Origin of the sequence: Fulvivirga sp. (assembly GCF_040218215.1) — a bacterium.
Classification (GTDB): domain Bacteria; phylum Bacteroidota; class Bacteroidia; order Cytophagales; family Cyclobacteriaceae; genus Fulvivirga.
In genome coordinates this window covers 1-20,343 of record NZ_JAVJQL010000005.1, presented here as the reverse complement: position 1 = coordinate 20,343, position 20,343 = coordinate 1, and the positions used below count along the sequence as shown (strand labels likewise).

Below are 20,343 nucleotides of genomic sequence, written 5' to 3'. Positions count from 1 at the left end.
GGCCACAAGCCCAACATCTTTTTTTGCACTTTTCATATACAAAAAAAAGCTCATTGAAACGATTTTCAATGAACCATACATATCCTATTGATTATCTGTGAGTTACAAGGATTTTACCAACCATTTTTGTCCATTATATCGTAATTATCAGGCTTTTCAATAAGGTCTTATTTTCTTTTAGTTGATGCTGTCTGATCCAGATAGATCTTCAAGAGACTCAGAACCTGCATCATCTGTTGATTCTTCAACTCCACCAAGGTCTAGTGCTGGTGTCACTTGCTCTTCCTGAGCTCTGTCAATAAATGGGTCAGTGCCACCGTTTCCTGTGTTGTCAACTAGGTTTGTGCCAATAGATAAGGCAAATATGGCAATTATGAATCCCCATGTTAATTTTTCTAACAAATCCCCAGTCTTTTTTACGCCAATCATGTTGCTAGCACCTGATCCACCAAATTGACTAGTTAGTCCTCCACCTTTAGAATTCTGAGCTAGAATTACTAATACCAACAAAATGCTGATTAAAATGATTAAGCTTAAAAGTAACGTCATTAATATTATTATTTAGTCAATGCTTCTATTTGAGCTGCAAAGTAACTCTTTTTTTGTGGAAACTTCCAAATTAATTTCTTATAGATATCAATGGCTTTTTCATTCTTTCCTTGCTCTATAAGAATTTGTGCCAGATTTTCTGAAATAAGGTCTTCTCCAAAGGTTGTACTATCAACAGACAAGTCCTTTTGATCGTTATCCACAGTTTTTACAGCCCGGCTACTGATACTTGGTTTTTTATCTATAAAGGTGTCTATAATTTTTATTTGCTCTTCCAGAGCGGGTTTGACCGGCTTTGATTTTGCTTCAGTCTTTTTTTTTACTTCAGTTTTTTTAGCTGCTGGTTTCTTTTCTGCTGTTTTGGAAGTAGCAGGTTTAGTTACAGCCTGTTTTTCAGTTGCCTTTTTTACCGGAGCTTTTGCTGATACCGCTTTTGTTTTCTCTTCTGTAGTTTCTTTAGCTTTTGTGCTAGCTGTTTCTTTTTTGGTAGAGGCTTTCTTCGCGGTGGCCTTTTTCGTTTCCTTTACCACCTTAGATACTGCCTTTTTCAGGGTTGCAGGTTTGTCTTTCTGAATTTCAGCTTTTTTAGTAGGAGCTTTCTTTGTTTTTACCTCATCCTCTTCAGACTTTTCCAGCCAGTCTAAATAGATAGCTTTACTTTCTCTTAAATGCTCTAAATCGGCCCATATTTCATTTCTTAATAGCTCAGCAGGCTGAGAAAATGATTCTTTTGAAATAGATATATGTACCTGCTTGCCTTGGTTGATTTGAACTGACGTAACTTCCTTCTGTACCGGTAGTTGTTCAGGTTTTGATTCTTTTTTCGGTACAACAACCGCTGGTGATGACCCACTCAGTATTACAGCTTTTAGGATCTGACGATCAGTGGCATACATAGCCGCTCTGTTAAGAGAATTTGAGGCATTCGTGGATTTTGCATCATGATTTGCTTTGGCCACCAGTGTATGAATAACCTGACTATATGGAAAAGATTTAGCTAACTCCTGAAGTCCCTGACGATCTTCATCAGCGATATTATTGTAATTCTGAAGTAAGCTATTAAATTTTTGTTTGTTCAAAGCGGTTTATTTACAAACTAACGTCCAGTGCAAGTGGGTAAAAATATATCAATTTTTACCAATTGGCAACCGAGGCATTGAATATATCCAAAATTATCTGATCATATATTTCTTCAATCAGCTGATTTTCAACCGTAGTTAGGTTTTGATTGCTATCATAGTCCGAATAAAAAGAAAAACTTTTATTCTCAAAGTTAAAGGCATCGTCAGTAGTATTGACATAACTGGCTTTTATAGTGATAGTTAATCGGGTTAAGGCAGAAAGTCCAGCCTCATTATCCCTACCTGCTGTAGGGGCTACCGGAGTAATCCTATAGCCTGTTACAGCTCCTTCCAACTGAAGTTCTCCATCCTCATTGACTAGGGTCAGGTTGGTATTCTCCTGATAATAATCCCGGAGTTTATTGGTGAAGGTCTGAGACAAATCTGGCGGCCCACCTTCAGCATCATTATAAAACGTCTGAATAGAGATTGTTTCAGCCGTAATGGCTACACCTGTAAAAGAATATACACCGCAACCGGAAAGAAAAACGGTAGTAAGGATAAAGATAATTGAGTAACTCAGTTTATAAGTCTTCGAGCTCATATTGCTTGATTTTTCTATAAAGTGTTCTTTCCGAAATGCCCAAATCCAACGCTGCATACTTCCTTTTATTATTATTCTTATTCAGCGCTTTAATAATAAGTTCCTTTTCTTTCTTCTCAAGGGATAGTGACTCATCTTCTTCCGTTTCATGGGTTATGTCCTGAATGTCATCATGATCTTCCGCATCATAAATTTCAGGCTCATTTGAGTTGCTTTTGATGTTTAATAAAACAGGCTCTTCATGACTGGCTCTTGGTATTATGCTGGTTGTCTCTAAATCCTCAAACAGCTCGCTATGGTCATCAATAATCTCCTTGTTAGGGCTATCACTTTTAAGCACTTTCAGAACAAATTTTTTCAATTCGTTCATATCCTTTTTCATATCAAAAAGAACTTTGTACAATAAATCCCTTTCTGATAGTCCTTCTTTGTCTTGATTTTTATATAAGGCAGGTAAGCTTGTATTTTGACTGGGCAAATAGCTAGTCAACTTTTGAGCATCAATGATTTTATCATCTGTAGACAACACAGATATCTGTTCTACAATATTTTTAAGTTGTCTTATGTTTCCAGGAAACCGGTATTTAAGTAAAACAACTTTGGCATCTTCCGTCAAGGTAATAGGCTTGACCCTGTATCTTTCAGAAAAGTCAGAAGCAAATTTTCTAAAAAGAAGGTCTATATCTTGCCCTCGCTCTCTTAAAGGAGGGACATAAATTGGCACAGTACTTAGCCTATAATAGAGGTCTTCTCTAAACTTTCCATTATCTACATTCTTTATAAGGTTAACATTAGTAGCAGCCACAACGCGAACATCAGTCTTTTGAACTTTAGAGGAACCAACTTTTATAAATTCTCCATTTTCAAGTACTCTCAAAAGCCTGGCTTGTGTTGCCAATGGCATTTCACCAATTTCATCGAGGAAGATAGTGCCTCCATTACTAACCTCAAAATATCCCTTTCTAGCTTCATGAGCTCCTGTAAAAGAGCCCTTTTCGTGCCCAAATAACTCGGAATCAATGGTGCCTTCCGGTATAGAGCCGCAATTTATAGCAATAAATTGATTGTGCTTTCTTGGGCTTAGGTGATGAATGATTTTACTAAATGACTCTTTACCACTACCACTTTCGCCTGTAATGAGAACAGACATATCAGTAGGGGACACCTGTGCAGCAACAGTAATGGCATGATTGAGTAAGTCTGAGTTCCCAATAATGCCAAATCTTTGCTTAATGCTTCTTAATTCAGATTCTGACATTATTTATTTTCAGTGTTTACTATTTTACCAAATAACGTGGCGTGGGTGCAGTCATTAACCAGGACGTGTACATAGTCACCTTTCTTGTGCCCCTCACCGTCAAATATTATTACTTTATTGGCTGAATTCCTTCCTTGAAGCTGCTCTTCTGATCTTTTTGAAGTTCCTTCAATTAGGATTTCATGAACCTTACCTATATCGAGCTTATTCCTTGATAATGAAGTTTCATGCTGTTTGGTAATAATTTCAGCCAGTCTTCTTTTTTTGATATCCAAAGGAATATCATCATCAAATTTCTTCTCTGCAAGTGTGCCCGGGCGCTCACTATAATAGAACATGTATGAAAAATCATACTGTACGTAATCCATTAGTGTCAGAGTGTCTTGATGTTCTTCCTCAGTCTCAGAACAGAATCCTGTTATCATATCTGAAGAAATACCACACTCATCACCCAATATTGACCTGATAGCATCTATACGATTGATGTACCACTCTCTGTCATAAGTTCGGTTCATCATTTCCAAAATTCTGCTGTTTCCGCTCTGCACAGGCAAGTGAATGTATTTGCAGATGTTTTCATACTTTTTCATGGTGTACAACACCTCATCAGTAATATCTTTTGGGTGCGATGTGGAAAAACGAACCCTCAACTTCGCATTTACTTGGGCAACCATTTCCAGAAGGTTAGCAAAGTTTATAATCTCACTAACCTCAGTCTTTTCCAGCTTAGCTTTATTGTTTACTTCCGGAGACCATTTGTATGAGTCTACATTTTGCCCTAATAAAGTAACTTCTTTATAACCCTTGTCAAATAAATCCTGAGCTTCCTTAACAATGGAGTAGGGGTCTCTGCTTCTTTCCCTGCCTCTGGTAAAAGGCACCACGCAGAACGAGCACATGTTATCACAGCCTCTCATAATTGAAATAAAGGCTGTAACTCCATTTGAGTTTAGTCTTACCGGACTTATGTCTGCATAAGTCTCTTCCCTTGATAAGAATGTATTTACAGCTTTCTGACCTTCATCTACCTGACTAACAAGCCCAGGTAAATCCCTGTAAGCATCAGGGCCAGCCACCAAATCTACAATCTTTTCTTCATCTAATAGTTTGGCTTTCAACCTCTCGGCCATACAACCCAAAACGCCAATAAGCATTTCAGGCTTTTTTCTTTTTATAGTGTTGAACTGAGCAAGTCTGCGTCTTACGGTTGTCTCAGCCTTTTCTCGAATTGAACATGTATTGAGGAAGACAACATCAGCTTCTTCAAAATTTGAAGTTGTATCAAAGCCATTTTCAGCCATAATAGAGGAGACTATTTCACTATCTGAAAAATTCATCTGACAGCCATAACTCTCAATGTATAATTTTCTTGATTTTCCAGTATTGGTGTTTACGGAAACCTTGACTGTCTCGCAAGATTCAGCCTTCACTTCTTCTGAAATTATATCTATGTCGTTGATTAAGTTGTCCATTAAAACTGCATTATTAAATACTGTGCAAAACTAGTAATATCAATATAAAGTGACATTATGTCAGTTGACTTTTATCAATTTTAAATAATGATGAAATAGCAGAAGCTTTTAGTAGGCATTCTTCATATTCTGCGTTCGCATCTGAATCATAAGTAATGGCACCACCAACTTGAAAAGAAAGGTTTTTCGTTGAACTATTATAAATCAAGCTTCTGATAACCACATTAAAATCAAAATCGCCATTGGGTGAAAAATAGCCGACCGATCCAGAGTAGATGCCGCGCTTGGATACTTCATACTTTTCAATCAACTCCATCACTTTAATTTTCGGAGCCCCTGTCATGCTCCCCATTGGAAATGCATTCTTAATGGCTTCAATAGCCTTTACTTCGTTTTTCAATTGACCTGTTACAGTTGATATCATTTGATGCCACTGGTTAAAAGTGTAAATGCCAAACATTTGCTCCACCTTTACCGAGCCAGGAATGCAGCTTTTAGCCAGATCATTTCGCACTAAATCGACAATCATCATGTTTTCTGCCAGTTCCTTTTCATTGGTTCTTAGCTCTTGCTTTATAATTTCATCCTCATATTCGGAGCTTCCTCTTCTAGCGGTACCTTTTATTGGTTGAGATACCAGTTTTGAACCCTCTTTTTTAATGAACCTTTCAGGACTGGCGCAAATAAGATAGTGTTCTATGTTTTTATACAGTGTAGAAAATGGAGTTGGAGATTTTTTTGTCAATGACCTAAATGTACTGATGGGATCAATTTGAGTATTTTTTGATCTGAATTCCTGGCAATAATTAATCTCATATATATCACCTTCAATAATATGCTGCTTAAGCTTTGCTACGGTAGTTAAGTATTGTTCCTTAGAAATGGAGGGCTTAAAAGTTATATCTGCATCTACGTTATAGTCTTCATGTGCACATTTATTAATTTCTTCAAGTACTGACTCAGGGTTATTTGATTCAATAGTCACACCATAATTGAAATGAATACAATGAAGTGCTTTGCTAAAACCAGCATCCGGAAACCTGATGAAATCAGGGTTACTGCTTTGTAGATTTTCGAGCTGGTTTTTCAGATCGTATCCGAAGTGGCCAAAAATGAATACATCCTTTTCTGAAATTTCTTGCAATGACCCAAAGACATTATTGGGATCAAGGTCAAGTACCTCATTGCTAACCATCAATAAATGTTGGTAGGGTTGATGTGGGTAGGTATGCTCATTAGGGCAGAAATAGGCAAAGTATTTAAACCCATTAGCCCAAACAAGACATTTTTCAATGAATTCTTCAGTAACGGTTATATCAAAACGGTTGGACTTCATCATAATTCTAAGGCACAAAAAAAGGAATTGGATTACCAATTCCTTTAATTCTATTATTTAATTCAAATTACATAGCAGGCTGCTCGGCAACAATGTTGAAACCAACATTTACAGTGTTGTAAATGAATTTATCTTTTGCTTTGTCAACTACACCAGCTTCATCATTGTATTTCAATCCCCAAAGGGTTCTGTCAATATTGAACTTCGCTTTAGCAGTTATTTTATTTTCTTCCATCTGCACATTAGCAGGGAAAGAAATACTTAGTGTTGTACCTCTCATTGTCAAATTCCCTGTAACCTTATGAGTAGGTGAAGCTACAATATGCTCATCAGCAGATGCTGGCTTATATTCTGAATCAAACTCTTCTTTCGCTTTGGCGGCTTCAGCAGGGTTGTAAGGGTTTACAGAAGTTATTACAAATTCGGCAGTAGGGTGATTTTCAGCATCAAAGAAGTCAGCTGACTTTAAATGTCCTACCAACTTAGCTTGCATATCTGCATTCTCAGCCAAATCATCATTTTGTATGTCATTTACATTCATTATTATGCTGCCACCTACAATTTTATCACCCTCTACTGATACTTTACCTTCAGTAACAGGTATAGTGCCGTTGTGCTTTCCAGTGGGCTTGCTGCCAATCCATGAAACAGTGCTTGAAGCTGTATTCAGTGAAAATTCCTTTGCTGATGCTACGTCTTCTACTTCTTTGGCTTCTGACACTTCAGCATCGGTACCTTCAGATTTTGGATTACAAGCCCAGAAAAAAACTATAGATAAAAATAACGTTAAGAATTTAAGATTCTTCATAGGTTTTTAATTAGTTGATTTTAATTGATTTAATTAGTTTTCAAGTGTGAACAAAGTTATAAAGGAAAAAGTTAAATTCTAAAATTAAAAAATGGCATTAATTAAAAGCGTTAGAGGCTATACGCCCCAAATTCATGATAGTTGTTTTATTGCGGAAAATGCTACCATTGTTGGAGAGGTGTCACTAGGGGCAAATTGTACGGTGTGGTTTAATGCTGTGGTAAGAGGTGATGTTCATTCAATACAAATTGGTGATAACACTAACATCCAGGATGGAGCAATCATCCATTGTACCTATCAAAAGGCCAAAACTGTGATTGGTAAAAATGTGTCTATTGCGCATGGCGCTATTGTTCATGGGTGTACGGTCGAAGATAATGTGTTAATAGGCATGGGAGCTATTATTATGGATGATGCCATTATAAAAAAAGGTTCTGTTGTAGCGGCTGGGGCCATAATATTACCAGGAACCATAGTTGAGGAGAACTCGATTTATGCAGGGGTTCCTGCAGTGAAAGTAAAGGATACAAGTGATAAAATGCATGAAGTAATAGCCAGAACGGCTAAAAATTATCCGATGTATGCTGAATGGTATAAATGATTAATTTAAAAACGTAAGTAATGAATTTTATAGTCAAACTTCTATTAACGGGTATTTCGGTAATTGTAGCATCATATCTTCTTGACGGGGTCTCGGTGGATAGTTATTTTACGGCAGTTATTGTGGCAGCGGTTTTGGCCCTTTTAAATGCGGCAGTTAAACCTATTCTGATTTTGTTTACAATACCTATTACATTTTTGACACTCGGCCTTTTCTTGCTGGTTATTAATGCGATAATTATTTTGCTGGTAGATTATTTCGTTCCTGGCTTTAGTGTTGATGGGTTTTGGTGGGCATTATTCTTTAGCATTATTCTGGCAATTGTAAATTCTATTTTTGAAGAGCTGAATAAATCCAAATAATAGTATTTTTAAATATTGAAAATTTGGTATTCAACCCATTTTGTTCTAAATTATTTATCCGTTTAATTCCAAAAATTATCAAATGATGCTTACTTCAAATGAAGGGTTCAAACCCGAAAAAATAAATCACTACAAAAGTGAGATGAAGAAAAGGAATCAAAATTTTCTGATTGTTGAATCGGAGGATAATTCTGAAGAGTATGTCAATTTCATGTTTGTAGGTATGTACGAAGGTAAGGAAGTAGTTTATGACGCTGTCATGTACACACTTCGTTTGCATCATCTCAGTGAAGTTTATGAGGTTGCAGAGCACAAAGCGGCACAACATTTTCCTGAATTTAGAAGAATAAAATATGAAGAGGATGAAAACGGGGATTTGGAGGCTTTAGATGATTTGGAAGAAGAAATTGGGTTATTTATTGCTGAGGCCATTATGGAAATTGAAGACGAAGAAGAGGTTAAAGTTAAAGAACATGTAGAGTTGGATCCTAACATAGATTTTGGTATTGGCTTGGATGTTGGATTAAATATTGAGGCCATAGACAACCAAACTATCACAAAATTTGTTCGAGACTATAATGAGGATACCCTCCGTCTTGATGAAACCTTATATTCATTCCAAACTCAAGACGAGGAAATGACAGAATAGCTAAAATGGACAATGCAAAAGAGGGGATAAAGTTTAAAAGGAGTATATTATATACCTTTTCCTTCGTTTCTCTTATTTGGCTTGTCAAAATAATTGAATCTTATCTGCAAATAGACTTTGGCTCATTAGGCATATACCCTCGGACTTTGAGTGGCTCTATAGGCATTTTTCTTTCACCGCTCATTCATGGTGACTTTTTTCACTTACTTTCTAATACCTTTCCACTTTTAATCTTGGGCGTTGGGCTGTTTTATTTCTATGATAAAATAGCTTTTAATGTTATTATCCTAATCTATCTAATGACAGGTTTTTGGGTGTGGATAGCAGCCAGAGATGCATATCATATTGGTGCTAGCGGCATTGTTTATGGCTTGTTGACTTTTATTTTATTTAGTGGTTTCTTTCGAAGAAATCCACAAACCCTGGCTATTTCATTTATTATTTTGGTGCTCTATGGTGGTTCCTTTATGGCCGGAATAATCCCAAGTTCGAATGGTATTTCATGGGAGTCCCACCTGATGGGAGGCATAGCAGGAATTTTTTGTGCGGTTTACTTCAGAAAAACAAAACTTACTGAAGAGGTACCACAAGATTATAAACCCATCGACCACAACTTACCCTTTGATTACACCTATACATATCAGGAAAACCCTAAAAAGTTCCAGTCTTACAACTATACGATCAACACTGCTCCTAAAGAAGATTCACAGGTAACAAGAAAATAAGATTGGTTAATCTGTATTTTCTTTACTTAATTTGCGCCTTAAATTAAAAATTATAACAAGGTGAAAAATATTTCTTTAGTACTTAATGGGGTTTTGATTGTTGCAGTTGGTGTTTTGTATGTGTTGCACTTTAGCAAATCTGATGGGACAACTGTTGGTAATAATAGTGACGTTACAAGTGGAGCAGCGGGAGAGTATAGTGTTGTTTACATTAATTCTGACTCAGTATTGAGCAAGTACGATTACTTCAAAGACATACAGGATAAATTTCAGGAGAAGGGTCAAAAATTAGAAAAGGAGTACCAAAATCGTGCTCAGGGACTACAACAGGAAGTTAATGACTACCAAAGAACAGTTTCAAATTTAACAATTGGTCAGGCAAAAGCACTAGAGGAAAATTTGATGAAAAAGCAGCAGAACCTGCGTTTGTATCAAGAGAGCCTTTCTCAGGAATTGCTTAAAGAAGAGGCTAAGATGAATCAGGAGCTTTACGAAAAAGTAACAGCATTTTTAAAAGATTATAGTGCTTCAAACGGTATAGATCTAGTAGTTAAATATAACCAGGGAAGTGATGTGCTGTTCGCCACTAAAGGAATGGATATCACTGAACAAGTGGTGAAAGGGCTAAATGAAGCTTATGCAAATGAATCTGCAAATCCTGCCACAGTAGCATCTGATTCTACCATTAAAAAATAAAATTCTGATTTTCAGTTAATTAAAAGCTGTCTTGTATTGCTTTTTGATAGGGGTATTAATATCTTTCTAACCAAATACCGTACTATTTTTTAAGCTTATATAAATGTTCAAGGCACTTTTTTTGGCATTAAATGTCCGTCCCAATGAGGAAAAGCAAGTGCTTCTCTTGTTGGGGCAGGGTTTTTTTATGGGGGTGTTTCTTGCTACCTTCCAAATTACAGCAGAAACATTATTTCTTAATCGGTTAAGCGAATATTTGAAAGAAGCTATTCTTTGTTCCGGCTTCTTAGGAATAATTACTACCGCACTTTTTTCTTATCTTCAGAATAGAATTTCATTTAGAACACTTGCATTAGGTAATCTGGCCTTGATATTGTTGTTTGTGGCAACCATTTATGCATCGTTTCATTATGGTGATCCTTCTTATCAAGAGCCACTTATTTTCTTAAGCTTTGCTTTAATTGGTCCAATCCTGGCTGTTTCACTTTTAGGTTTTTGGGGCACTTTTGGTAGATTGTTCGATTTACGCCAATCCAAAAGAATTATTGGAGGTATAGATATAGGCCAATTAATGGCTGCCATTATTACTTCGTTCAGCTTTCCGTTTCTACAAACTTTAATACCTGAGACAACAAACTACCTCCTGATAAGCTGTGTCAGTATTGCACTCTCATTCATATTCTTATTTATACTTACATCCAGGTATGATTTGTCGAAAGCTGAACTGTCAACGCTAGAGGATGAGCAGATGGGTACTAACCTTAAATCTTTAGCAGGCAATAAATATGTAAGGCTTTTGTCTACGTTTCTTCTCTTTTCCATGGTAACCTTCACATTTATACAGTTTTCATTTCAAGATGTGGTTAGTATTCAATATCCTGGAGAAGATGAACTGAGGAACTTTCTTGCCATATTTAATGGTGCAATACTTGTGCTGGGGTTATTGTTACAAACCTTTGTCAATGATAAAATCATAGGAGAATATGGATTAAAGGTCTCATTATTAATACTTCCTCTGGTATTAATTTTCTTCTTATTAGGATCGATTGTTTCTGGAGAAGTCTATGGTTTTACAAAAGATAGCGGCACGAGCTTTATTTGGTTCTTTTTATTTGTTGCCCTTTCCAGACTTTTCAACTTCTCGTTACGCGATTCTTTGGAGAACCCGACTTTCAAACTCTATTTTATGCCACTTGACAATCGGATTAGGTTTGATATTCAAACCAAAGTTGAGGGCGTGGTTAATGAGACATCAAGGTTTATAGCTGGAGCTTTAATCATTGGTTTATCCTACTTGTCATTTATTGAACTGATACATTATTCTTACGCGCTAATTTTTCTTATAGCAGGGTACATCTACGTAGTAGGTAAACTTTATATTGAGTATAAGAACAATATTAAAATTAAGCTCGAGAAACAGCAGAGAGCAAATGCGGACCTTGCACTTACATTAGGTCAAAAACTGGTGCAGAAACTCGAGCTTTCACTTAAAAGTACAGACCCTAGCAAAGCAATTTTTTCATATAAGTTGCTCGAAAAAATTGAACCGCAAATATTGCCAGCATCAATTAATACTTTGATGGGGCACAAGGTTTCACAGGTTCGTGACTTTGCCCAAAACAAGATGAATGAACTCAAAGGTCTTTCAGTGTCGGAACGCTATGTTATTTCGTCAAATAAGTCAGGTGGCAGCAGTGATAAACAGGTTGTCTCGGGTACTGATTTGCTCACCCTTTTTCAGTCGGGGGATATTAGCAAGTCCCGTGTTTCTAAATTGTGCAAGTCTGATATAGCAGAAGATAGACAATACGCAGCTGAGTTGTTAGGTAATTCTGAAGACGAAGATAATATAAGCCTTCTAATAGAACTTCTTCATGATATTGAGCCTAAGGTAAGATATGCGGCTATTAAGACAGCACAAAGAAAATATAACAATGAAGTGCTTCTTGCGCTAATAGAAAATTTAGGAGATCCTGTTTTTAGTGTTCAGGCAGCCAGTGCTTTAACCATTATTGGAGGTAAGGCGCTCAATGCTCTTGACAGTGCTTTCTATAAAACTGGTCAACAGACTCAGATCATGTTAAAAGTGGTTCAAATCATTGGCCGAATTGGTGGCAATAAAGCCAAAGAAATACTTTGGAGTAAAATGGATTTTCCGGACAAAGTAATGGTATCACAAATTCTTTTTGCTTTGGGAAATTGTGGCTTCAGAGCCGGAATTTCTCAAATAGCCAGGATTAAATATGCCATAGAGTCAGATATTGAGGATATTGCTTGGAATATTTCCGCTATTGGAGAAGTCAGTGATGAACATTTTGGCAAGGAAATTAAGAAGGCGATTGAAGAAGAAATAGATTACGATGTAGATCACATTTATATGCTGCTTTCAATGCTCTATGAATCCCAGTCTATCCAACTTGTTAAGGAGAATATAGAGAGCCAAACAAGTGAGGGAGTGACATATGGTGTGGAGTTGCTTGATATATTTCTTTCGGAGGATTTGAAGCAGCGGTTTATTCCAGTTATAGATGATATAGCATACCCCGAGAAGGCTAGAAAGCTTGAAATATTTTACCCAAGGGAAAGGTTAGAAAATAAAATGGTTTTGAAGTTCTTACTTAATAGGGACTTCTCTCAAACTAATAGATGGACAAAATCATGTATTATTTATCAAATTGGACTTCTTAAAATTAGGGAGTTCTATTTTGACTTAATCGCCAATTTATTTAATCCAGATTTGTTGATAAGGGAAATGGCTGCCTGGTCATTATATCAAATTGACCCTGAAGCCTACGATGAGAATGTGAAAAGGCTTGGCCATAGTGATAGGAGAATGCTTGATAGTCTTATTAAAGATCCACAACAGTCAAATCAAAAATCACTGAGATTTGACAAGGTAATGTTTTTAAAGAAAATCAATGTTTTTGAAAATATTATTGGTTTAGCAATAGCAGATTTAATTGATATTACCGAAGAGGTATTTATAAAAGAAGGGGAGACAGTTACAGTAGATGAGCATTATAATGACAATTTCTATATTGTTTATAAGGGAGCTATCAATCTTTATGAAAACGGGGAAATTAAGTCAGAAACGAAGGTTGGGGAATTTATAGGTGAAATGGTAGGTGCTCAGAATTATTTGAAATCTAATCTGATAATCGCATTAACGGATACAGTACTTTTAAAGATTAAAAAAGATGGCTTTTACGATCTTTTGGCTGACAATGTTAAGCTGGCAAATAAAATGATCGAATATGTGTAAGTACTATTTTTATTAAATTAGTTTGATTTTTTTGATTTTAGTTTATAAAGCGTTTATTTTAAGTACTTTAGGTGCTATTTTTAACCTTTATATCATTTTTTAAACTTGATCTAGCCCCCGCACTATGCTAAACTATGATTTGCATACCAGTGAAGAGCCTTTTGAAAAGGAGGAGTATGACATTCATGGTAATGTAATTCTAAAAAATCCATTCCCTGGTTTACGTCCATTCGGTGTAGATGAAAGTCATTTATTTTTTGGTAGAGAGAGTCAGGTTGATGATGTTCTTGTAAAGCTGTCTGCCAATAAGTTTGTGACGATCATGGGTTACTCGGGTAGTGGTAAGTCGTCTCTTATTTATTGCGGGGTTATACCGGTTGTATATGGTGGGTTTATGACTAATACTGGTCCTAACTGGAATATTATTACCACAAGGCCAGGCACATCACCCATCAAGAATTTGTCCAGATCATTGATCCTTGGCCATAAGCAACAAGATATTATAGAATCTGCAGATGATAGGGCAGCAAAGAGGTTGGTAGTTAGTAGCATACTAAGAAGTAACGCCAATGGACTTGTTGAAACGATTAATAAGTTTAAATCTGACAAGTCTGAAAATACATTAATCTTCATTGATCAATTTGAAGAGTTGTTTCGATATGGAGAAACCAGTCAGGGCTCAGCCGAAGAAGCCAGGTTATATGTTAACCTAATTTTAGATGCTTGTCGGTCAGCGGAGTCACCTGTATATGTAGCTATTACCATGCGCTCTGATTATGTTGGGGAATGCGCCAAATTCCCAGGACTTACTCAGCTTATTAATGAGAGCAATTATTTGGTTCCTCAAATGACAAGGGATCAAAAAAGAATGGCGATTGAAGGCCCAATATCAGTGGGTGGAGGAAGAATTTCAAAAAGGTTAATGAAACGCCTCTTGAATGATATTGGTGACAATCAGGACCAACTTCCGATTTTGCAGCACGCTTTAATGCGTACCTGGGATTTCTGGATTAAGAATAAAGAAGAAAATGAGCCGATTGACATTGGTCATTATAATGCAATTGGTAAAATTACTGAAGCACTATCTCAGCATGCGAATGAGACATATGATGAGCTCAGTTCAAGAGAAAAGGAAATTGCCGAGATATTATTTAAATCCCTTACTGAAAAGGCTGCTAATAATTTTGGAATAAGGAGACCTGTTAGGTTAGGTCTTGTGGTTGAGCTTTCTGAAGCAACACTTCCTGAAGTTATAGCAGTTGTTGACAAATTCCGTGAGACAGGAAGATCTTTCCTAATGCCACCTATTGGAATTGAACTTGATGAGAATTCAATTATAGAAATCTCACATGAAAGTTTAATGCGTATTTGGACAAGGCTGAAGGCTTGGGTAGATGAAGAATATGAGTCTGCGCAGATGTACCGTAGGCTGTCAGAAGCAGCGGCCATGTACCAGATTGGTAGAACAGGCTTATGGCGTCCGCCAGATCTACAGTTAGCACTTAACTGGCAAAAGAAACAAAGACCTACCAGAGCTTGGGCAAGAAGGTACGATGAGGCATTCGAGAGAGCCATCGTTTTCCTTGATACCAGTAGGATCACCTATGAAGCTGAGCAGAAGAATCAGGAGATGCTTCAGAAGCGGCTCCTTAAAAGAACAAAAGCTGTTGCTGTTATACTAGGTATAGCAGCTATTATAAGTATCCTATTCTTTGTTTATGCCATTACCCAAAGTATAGAAGCTACCAAACAGTTTGAAGAGGCTGAGAAACAAAGACAACTGGCAGTCGAGCAAAAAGATGAAGCTGAAAAACAAAGAGAAGAGGCTGAGAAACAAACTGCTATAGCCCAAAATGCTGTAATTGAAGCGGATAAACAGAGACAGATTGCAGAAACAGCTTTAGCTCAAGCTAGGTTTGAAAAAGCAAGGGCAGAAGAGAATTTATTAATTGCAGAACAACAAAGAGGTATTGCAAGTGAGGAGCGACAGGTGGCTTTAACACAAAGAAATATAGCGCAACAGGCTACAGAAGAGGCTAGAACAAATTATGAGCTGGCTAACAAATTGTTATACCAATCAGTGGCCCAGTCCATGGCCGTAAAGTCTTTGGATATAGAAGATAAAGACCTTAAAGGACTACTGGCGCAGCAAGCTAAGGTATTTTATGATCAGTATGATGGCAGAAAGTATGATCAATACATTTATAATGGTTTGTATAATGCAATGGCCGACATAAAGGGGTCAAGTTATAATACAGTCAGTGGCCTTCATAGGAATTCTGTCAGAACATTAACGATTTCCAATGATGGCGCAAGGTTCTATTCTACTGGTACACAGGGTAAGGTGGTGAGCTCTTCTATTGAAAGTAGAGATGATCACAAGGTCATAGTGTCCAATCAATTCCCAAATAGGGTATTGGATATAAGTAAGGATGATCAATGGTTAGCATTGGCCAGCGATTCTTCATTTGTTCAGGTTCAGAATTTGTTTAATAATACAACCTCCAAGATATCAGGTCATAGAGGATTTGTTAATGACGTACATTTTTTACCAGACAATATGAGTTTTGTTTCCTCCGGTAGTGATCGCTCCTTAAGAATAAATAAAATCAATGGTATGAATAGTGATCTTTTGATGAACACTTCATCTGAGATTAAGAGTTTTGATATTAGTAAATCTGGAAAGTTACTGGTAGGAGGCAGCCTAGACGGTAGTCTTTATCTGTATGATCTTGAAAACAGGTCTGAAAAGGTGCTGACTAAAACCAAAGGTTCGCCAATTCAGTCAGTAGCATTCAGCCCTAATGGAAAACACATTGTTTTTGGAGAAGAAAGTGGAACCATTAAGATTTTTGATTTAATCAGCAGTACAATAATAAAAGAGCTTTCTGGGCAAAAAGGAAGAATTAGTACTGTTTCATATAGCCCAGACGGCAAACTGTTAGCTGCAGGTAGTTTTGATGGGTCAATATACATGTGGGCTGTTAGCGAAATTGATGAGCTGCCAATTAAAATGACAGACAATGATGCCTATGTTTGGGATTTGGCTTTTACCCCTGATTCAAAGTATATTATAGCTGGCTGCTCTGATGGTGACATTCGATTCTGGCCAACAGATCCAAATATTATTTCTGAATTAATGTGTAATGAGCTTAAGAGAAATCTTGATGAAGAAGAATGGAAAACATATGTAGGGAATGATATACCTTATAGAAACACATGCATTAACTTATTGTTAAATGATTATTGATTTATAGAGTGATTAGATTTGGTCTTATAGTTGGTTTATTAAGTATCATAAATCTAGCTTTTGCTCAGAGGTTCAATTGTGCAGAAACATTGAACCAGGCGCAGCAACAGTTCGATGATGGTCACCTATATTCTATCCCGTCTGTTTTGAAACCTTGTCTTGATAATGGTTTCAACAAAACCCAAAAGATTGAAGCATTTCTTATCCTTACAAGAACATACCTACTTATTGATGACCCCATTAGCGCGGAAGATAGTTACCTCAAACTATTGGCACTAGATCCTGAATATCGGATAGATCGGGAGAATGACCCTGTGGATATCGTTTATCTGGATGAAAAATTCACAACCACGCCAATTTTTATATTATTTGGGAGAATAGGGCTCAATGCTTCAAATGCTTCAGAAATCAGTAATTATGGTGTGGATAATACTGATTTAACTAGAGAAAGCTATAATGCTGTTTTAGGCTTTAATATAGGAGGAGGGACAGAGTTAAATATTACTGATAATTTTAGCTTCGGCCTGGAGCTGGATTTTTCATCGAAAGCTTATGAGTATAAAAACACTTTGTTTGAAGGTGATTTGCAAACCTTAATTGAGCGCCAAACTTCTCTGGAAGTTCCTGTATTTGTAAAGTATCGGACTCATTTTAACAAAATTCAACCTTTTGTATATGGTGGTATTTCTTTTCAATACCTGCTTTCCGCAAATGCTGAAGTAAGCCTCATTGATAGGTACATTACAGGAGAAGGTGATGTTACAGAGTTTTCCATTACTGGTCCAAATGAAAATTTGAATGATATGAGAAATTCATTTAATAAGAATATTATTGGAGGTATTGGGCTGAATTATAGAATTGGATATAGCTATATATTTGTTGATGCCCGTTATTCATTTGGAATGAACAATATTGTAAAAAGTGATAAGCAATATTCTAGTAGATCACTTCTATACAATTATGCTTTTGTAGATGACTTCAAGAGAATAAATACAGTATCCTTGTCCTTTGGCTATATCAAACCTTTATACAAGCCAAGGAAAATTCAAAAAGGTGGAAATTTTTTTAAAAGAATATTCAATTAGGGTATGAGGATTGGTGTACTATATATTATTCTTTTAACGCTATTATTTGCTTGCGATACAGAGAGCAATGTGGAGCCATATTATGAGCAGTATTTTATAAAATATTATGGCACGGAAGGTGATCAGGTTGGTGTTGACCTTTTGGTAAATGGTGATAATTCCTTTCTACTACTAGGTTCTAGTAAGAGAACTGATGGTAATAGTCAAATTTTACTTACTAAAGCTGATGCACTGGGAAATGAAATTTGGAGCTACACTTATGGAGAGTCTCATAATGAATATGCAAAAAGTGTAATTTTAGATCCATCTGGTAATATCTTAATTGCTGCTGTGATAGAAGAATCTGACGGTGGCAAAACCAACGGAAAAATTTTCAAATTGAATGCTGAAGGTGTACTTATAGATAGTACTTATATAGGAACTGATGGATTTGATGATGAGATAAATGGAATAACAATAACTCAAAATCAGGAACTGATCGTTGTTGGGAGTACGGAAAATGTGCTTGCACCTGGGGGATCTAACACATGGGACATTTTCTCAATCAGAATGACATTAGACCTTAATGAACTTCCTCTTTCTTCCTGGAGAAGGTTTTATGGTTATAATGAGCAGGATTATGGGGTTCAGGCATTTGAAAAGGCCGATGGCTCATTTTTGTTTTTTGGTACTACCAATAGGTTTACCCAAGATAATTCTCAGCAAGATGGATTTAACATGTTTGTGTTTCCCACTGATAATACTGGTATTGTTTCCGGAGCAGAAAAATACTTCGGAACGCTCGATAATCAGGAAGCATCCCAAATGATCAGAACATCAGATGGAGGTTTTGCAATGATAGGTACAACAACTTCAGCCTCTGGAGGAAATAGTATATTCATTTCAAGGATTAGAAGTAATAATGACTTTCTGAACGCTTTTCCATTAAATGTTAATACAAATATTAGAGGGAGGTCAATTGCTGAAAGTTCTGGTGATTATATTATTTCAGGTACTATTGATAGTAATGGAACTACCGATATTTATTTAGCCAGGGTGTCAAGTACGGGATTAATCAAATGGGAGAACTCATTTGGAGGGGCTGATTTTGATGTTGCTGGCAAAGTAGCTGCGTTAAATGATGGTTCAATTATCATAGTCGGTACAGTTGAGTTGGAGAGTCAGACTAAAATGTGTTTAATTAAGACCAGTAATTTAGGATTGTTAGAGCCATAATTATTAAGGTTACAATTGTTGAATGAAATATATTTACAGTAGTTTTAAAGCTTTTTGATGTTAATAAAGACGTTGCCACAAAGGTTATTAGTTAGATTCTCGCTAAGCACAGTTATTGTGCTTTTTAGCTTATCTAATATTTTTGGGCAGGCTACCATAAATGTCGTTCCTGATATCGATTTATGTGTCGGTGGTGGATACACGACCATTGGTGATATAATTGTTTCTGAGACTAATTCAGCTGATTTTGGAGTTAATGGTGAAAATAATAGAACTTTTGTTCTAAATGTTCCATCAGCTGAATTTGAATTCGACAATACAAGTGGAGCCATCTACATTTCTGCGGGAAACGGAATATCTCCGGACTTTTTTATCCAGGGAACTTCAACTTTTACACTTCAATATGATGCCACGGCTGGTGCTGCTTTAGATGAGTTTGTAATTACAGGTTTAAGAATTAGGGCAATTACTTCATCAGCTACTGGTAGCATTACTACTTCAGGAACGTCAGACATTGTAGGGGATGTTCCAACTATTAATGGAGTAGATAGCTATGATGTTCCTTCACCATCAATAACTTCAAGCAATACTACTGTATGTGTTGGTGATGCCGGAGAAACTTACAGCGTTACAGCTTCTGGTACAGACACTTATGATTGGACAGTCATTGGCGGTTCAATAACATCGGGCCAGGGTACTAATGAAATAACGGTTACATGGGATGTATCTGGTAGTAAGTCCGTAAATGTTGAACAGGAAAGTGTTGCAGGAGGATGTGTCGGAAGCGCATCTCAGCCTATTACGGTGAATTCAACACCAAGTGTCGTAGATCCCTCGGATCAGGCATTATGTACTGGTGATAATACCGTTGCAGTTAATTTTGCTGGAACAGGTACAAGTTATGATTGGGTTAATGATACTCCTGGGATAGGATTAGCAGCTAGTGGTACGGGTGATATTGGAAGCTTTACCGTAGCTAACTTAGGAGCATCGACTATTGTAGCCACAATTACTGTAACCCCGCAAAATTTATCTGGGGGGGTGACCTGTTCTGGGCCAACTCAGTCTTTCACGATCACGGTTTATCCAGACCCGCAACTGAATGCAGTAGGGAACCAGGTCTTCTGTCCAGGAGAGAGCGTAAGCATCCCATTGGGCAGCAATGTAGCAGGTTCAACGATCGCGTGGACGAATGACAATGCAGGTATCGGCATCTCAACTACGGGTAATGGCGACATCATCTTCACCGCCCCATCAAACAACACCGGAGCAGCAATAGTAGGCAACATCAGTGTAACGAGCAGTAAAGATGGTTGTACGAGCAGTACGCCAGAGACCTTTACGATCACGATCAGCCCTGACAATGTGATTGCCCAGAAGGCAGACATATCGGTATGTCCAGGGGACAAT

17 protein-coding genes are annotated in these 20,343 nt (G+C 36.9%); 10 read left to right on the top strand and 7 right to left on the bottom strand.

The annotated features are described in order from the left end of the window. Positions 1-177: 177 nt before the first annotated feature. From secG to RIB54_RS01380, 7 genes are all read right to left on the bottom strand, one after another. Entirely contained in the window at positions 178-549 is a 372-nt protein-coding gene (secG, locus tag RIB54_RS01410) for a preprotein translocase subunit SecG (RefSeq protein ID WP_350071836.1), read from the bottom strand. An 8-nt stretch (positions 550-557) separates the two neighbouring features. After that, complete coding sequence (locus RIB54_RS01405) at positions 558-1,628, bottom strand: DUF8458 domain-containing protein (protein ID WP_350098957.1); 1,071 nt, start codon at positions 1,626-1,628, stop codon at positions 558-560. 55 nt (positions 1,629-1,683) lie between these two features. Beyond that, on the bottom strand, positions 1,684-2,214 hold the full coding sequence (locus RIB54_RS01400; protein WP_350098956.1) for an LptE family protein: 531 nt from the start codon (positions 2,212-2,214) through the stop codon (positions 1,684-1,686). Beyond that, complete coding sequence (locus RIB54_RS01395; protein WP_350098955.1) at positions 2,195-3,472, bottom strand: sigma-54 interaction domain-containing protein; 1,278 nt, start codon at positions 3,470-3,472, stop codon at positions 2,195-2,197. Before RIB54_RS01395 ends, RIB54_RS01400 begins: the two co-directional genes overlap by 20 nt. Further along, positions 3,472-4,944, bottom strand: coding sequence for a tRNA (N6-isopentenyl adenosine(37)-C2)-methylthiotransferase MiaB (miaB, locus tag RIB54_RS01390; protein ID WP_350098954.1), 1,473 nt, complete (start codon positions 4,942-4,944; stop codon positions 3,472-3,474). Before miaB ends, RIB54_RS01395 begins: the two co-directional genes overlap by 1 nt. A 55-nt stretch (positions 4,945-4,999) precedes the next feature. Beyond that, the gene (locus RIB54_RS01385; RefSeq protein WP_350098953.1) at positions 5,000-6,283 is read right to left on the bottom strand and encodes an anthranilate synthase component I family protein; all 1,284 of its coding nucleotides are present in this window, start codon (positions 6,281-6,283) and stop codon (positions 5,000-5,002) included. A gap of 64 nt (positions 6,284-6,347) precedes the next feature. After that, positions 6,348-7,088, bottom strand: coding sequence for a YceI family protein (locus RIB54_RS01380; RefSeq protein WP_350071848.1), 741 nt, complete (start codon positions 7,086-7,088; stop codon positions 6,348-6,350). A gap of 91 nt (positions 7,089-7,179) precedes the next feature. On the opposite strand from RIB54_RS01380, the gene RIB54_RS01375 reads away from it, so the two are divergent. The 10 genes from RIB54_RS01375 to RIB54_RS01330 all read left to right on the top strand — a co-directional run. Beyond that, positions 7,180-7,689, top strand: coding sequence for a gamma carbonic anhydrase family protein (locus tag RIB54_RS01375; protein WP_350098952.1), 510 nt, complete (start codon positions 7,180-7,182; stop codon positions 7,687-7,689). 20 nt (positions 7,690-7,709) lie between these two features. Continuing rightward, positions 7,710-8,051, top strand: a complete 342-nt coding sequence (locus RIB54_RS01370; protein WP_350098951.1) for a phage holin family protein — start codon at positions 7,710-7,712, stop codon at positions 8,049-8,051. A gap of 82 nt (positions 8,052-8,133) precedes the next feature. Next, complete coding sequence (locus RIB54_RS01365) at positions 8,134-8,700, top strand: hypothetical protein (RefSeq protein WP_350098950.1); 567 nt, start codon at positions 8,134-8,136, stop codon at positions 8,698-8,700. Positions 8,701-8,705: 5 nt separating this feature from the next. Then, the gene (locus tag RIB54_RS01360; protein WP_350098949.1) at positions 8,706-9,425 is read left to right on the top strand and encodes a rhomboid family intramembrane serine protease; all 720 of its coding nucleotides are present in this window, start codon (positions 8,706-8,708) and stop codon (positions 9,423-9,425) included. Between the two features lie 60 nt (positions 9,426-9,485). Next, positions 9,486-10,121 carry an OmpH/Skp family outer membrane protein gene (locus RIB54_RS01355; RefSeq protein ID WP_350098948.1) on the top strand — a complete coding sequence of 212 codons (636 nt, stop codon included), beginning with the start codon at positions 9,486-9,488 and terminating at the stop codon, positions 10,119-10,121. Between the two features lie 103 nt (positions 10,122-10,224). Then, positions 10,225-13,383, top strand: a complete 3,159-nt coding sequence (locus RIB54_RS01350; RefSeq protein WP_350071860.1) for a HEAT repeat domain-containing protein — start codon at positions 10,225-10,227, stop codon at positions 13,381-13,383. Positions 13,384-13,507: 124 nt separating this feature from the next. After that, positions 13,508-16,633 (top strand): nSTAND1 domain-containing NTPase, encoded by a 3,126-nt coding sequence (locus RIB54_RS01345; protein WP_350098947.1) that lies wholly within the window; start codon positions 13,508-13,510, stop codon positions 16,631-16,633. A gap of 8 nt (positions 16,634-16,641) precedes the next feature. Then, complete coding sequence (locus RIB54_RS01340; protein ID WP_350071864.1) at positions 16,642-17,718, top strand: porin family protein; 1,077 nt, start codon at positions 16,642-16,644, stop codon at positions 17,716-17,718. 3 nt (positions 17,719-17,721) lie between these two features. Then, entirely contained in the window at positions 17,722-18,933 is a 1,212-nt protein-coding gene (locus RIB54_RS01335) for a hypothetical protein (RefSeq protein ID WP_350098946.1), read from the top strand. 57 nt (positions 18,934-18,990) lie between these two features. Next, a partial coding sequence (locus RIB54_RS01330) for a PKD-like domain-containing protein (protein ID WP_350098945.1) occupies positions 18,991-20,343 on the top strand: 1,353 nt, incomplete at its 3' end.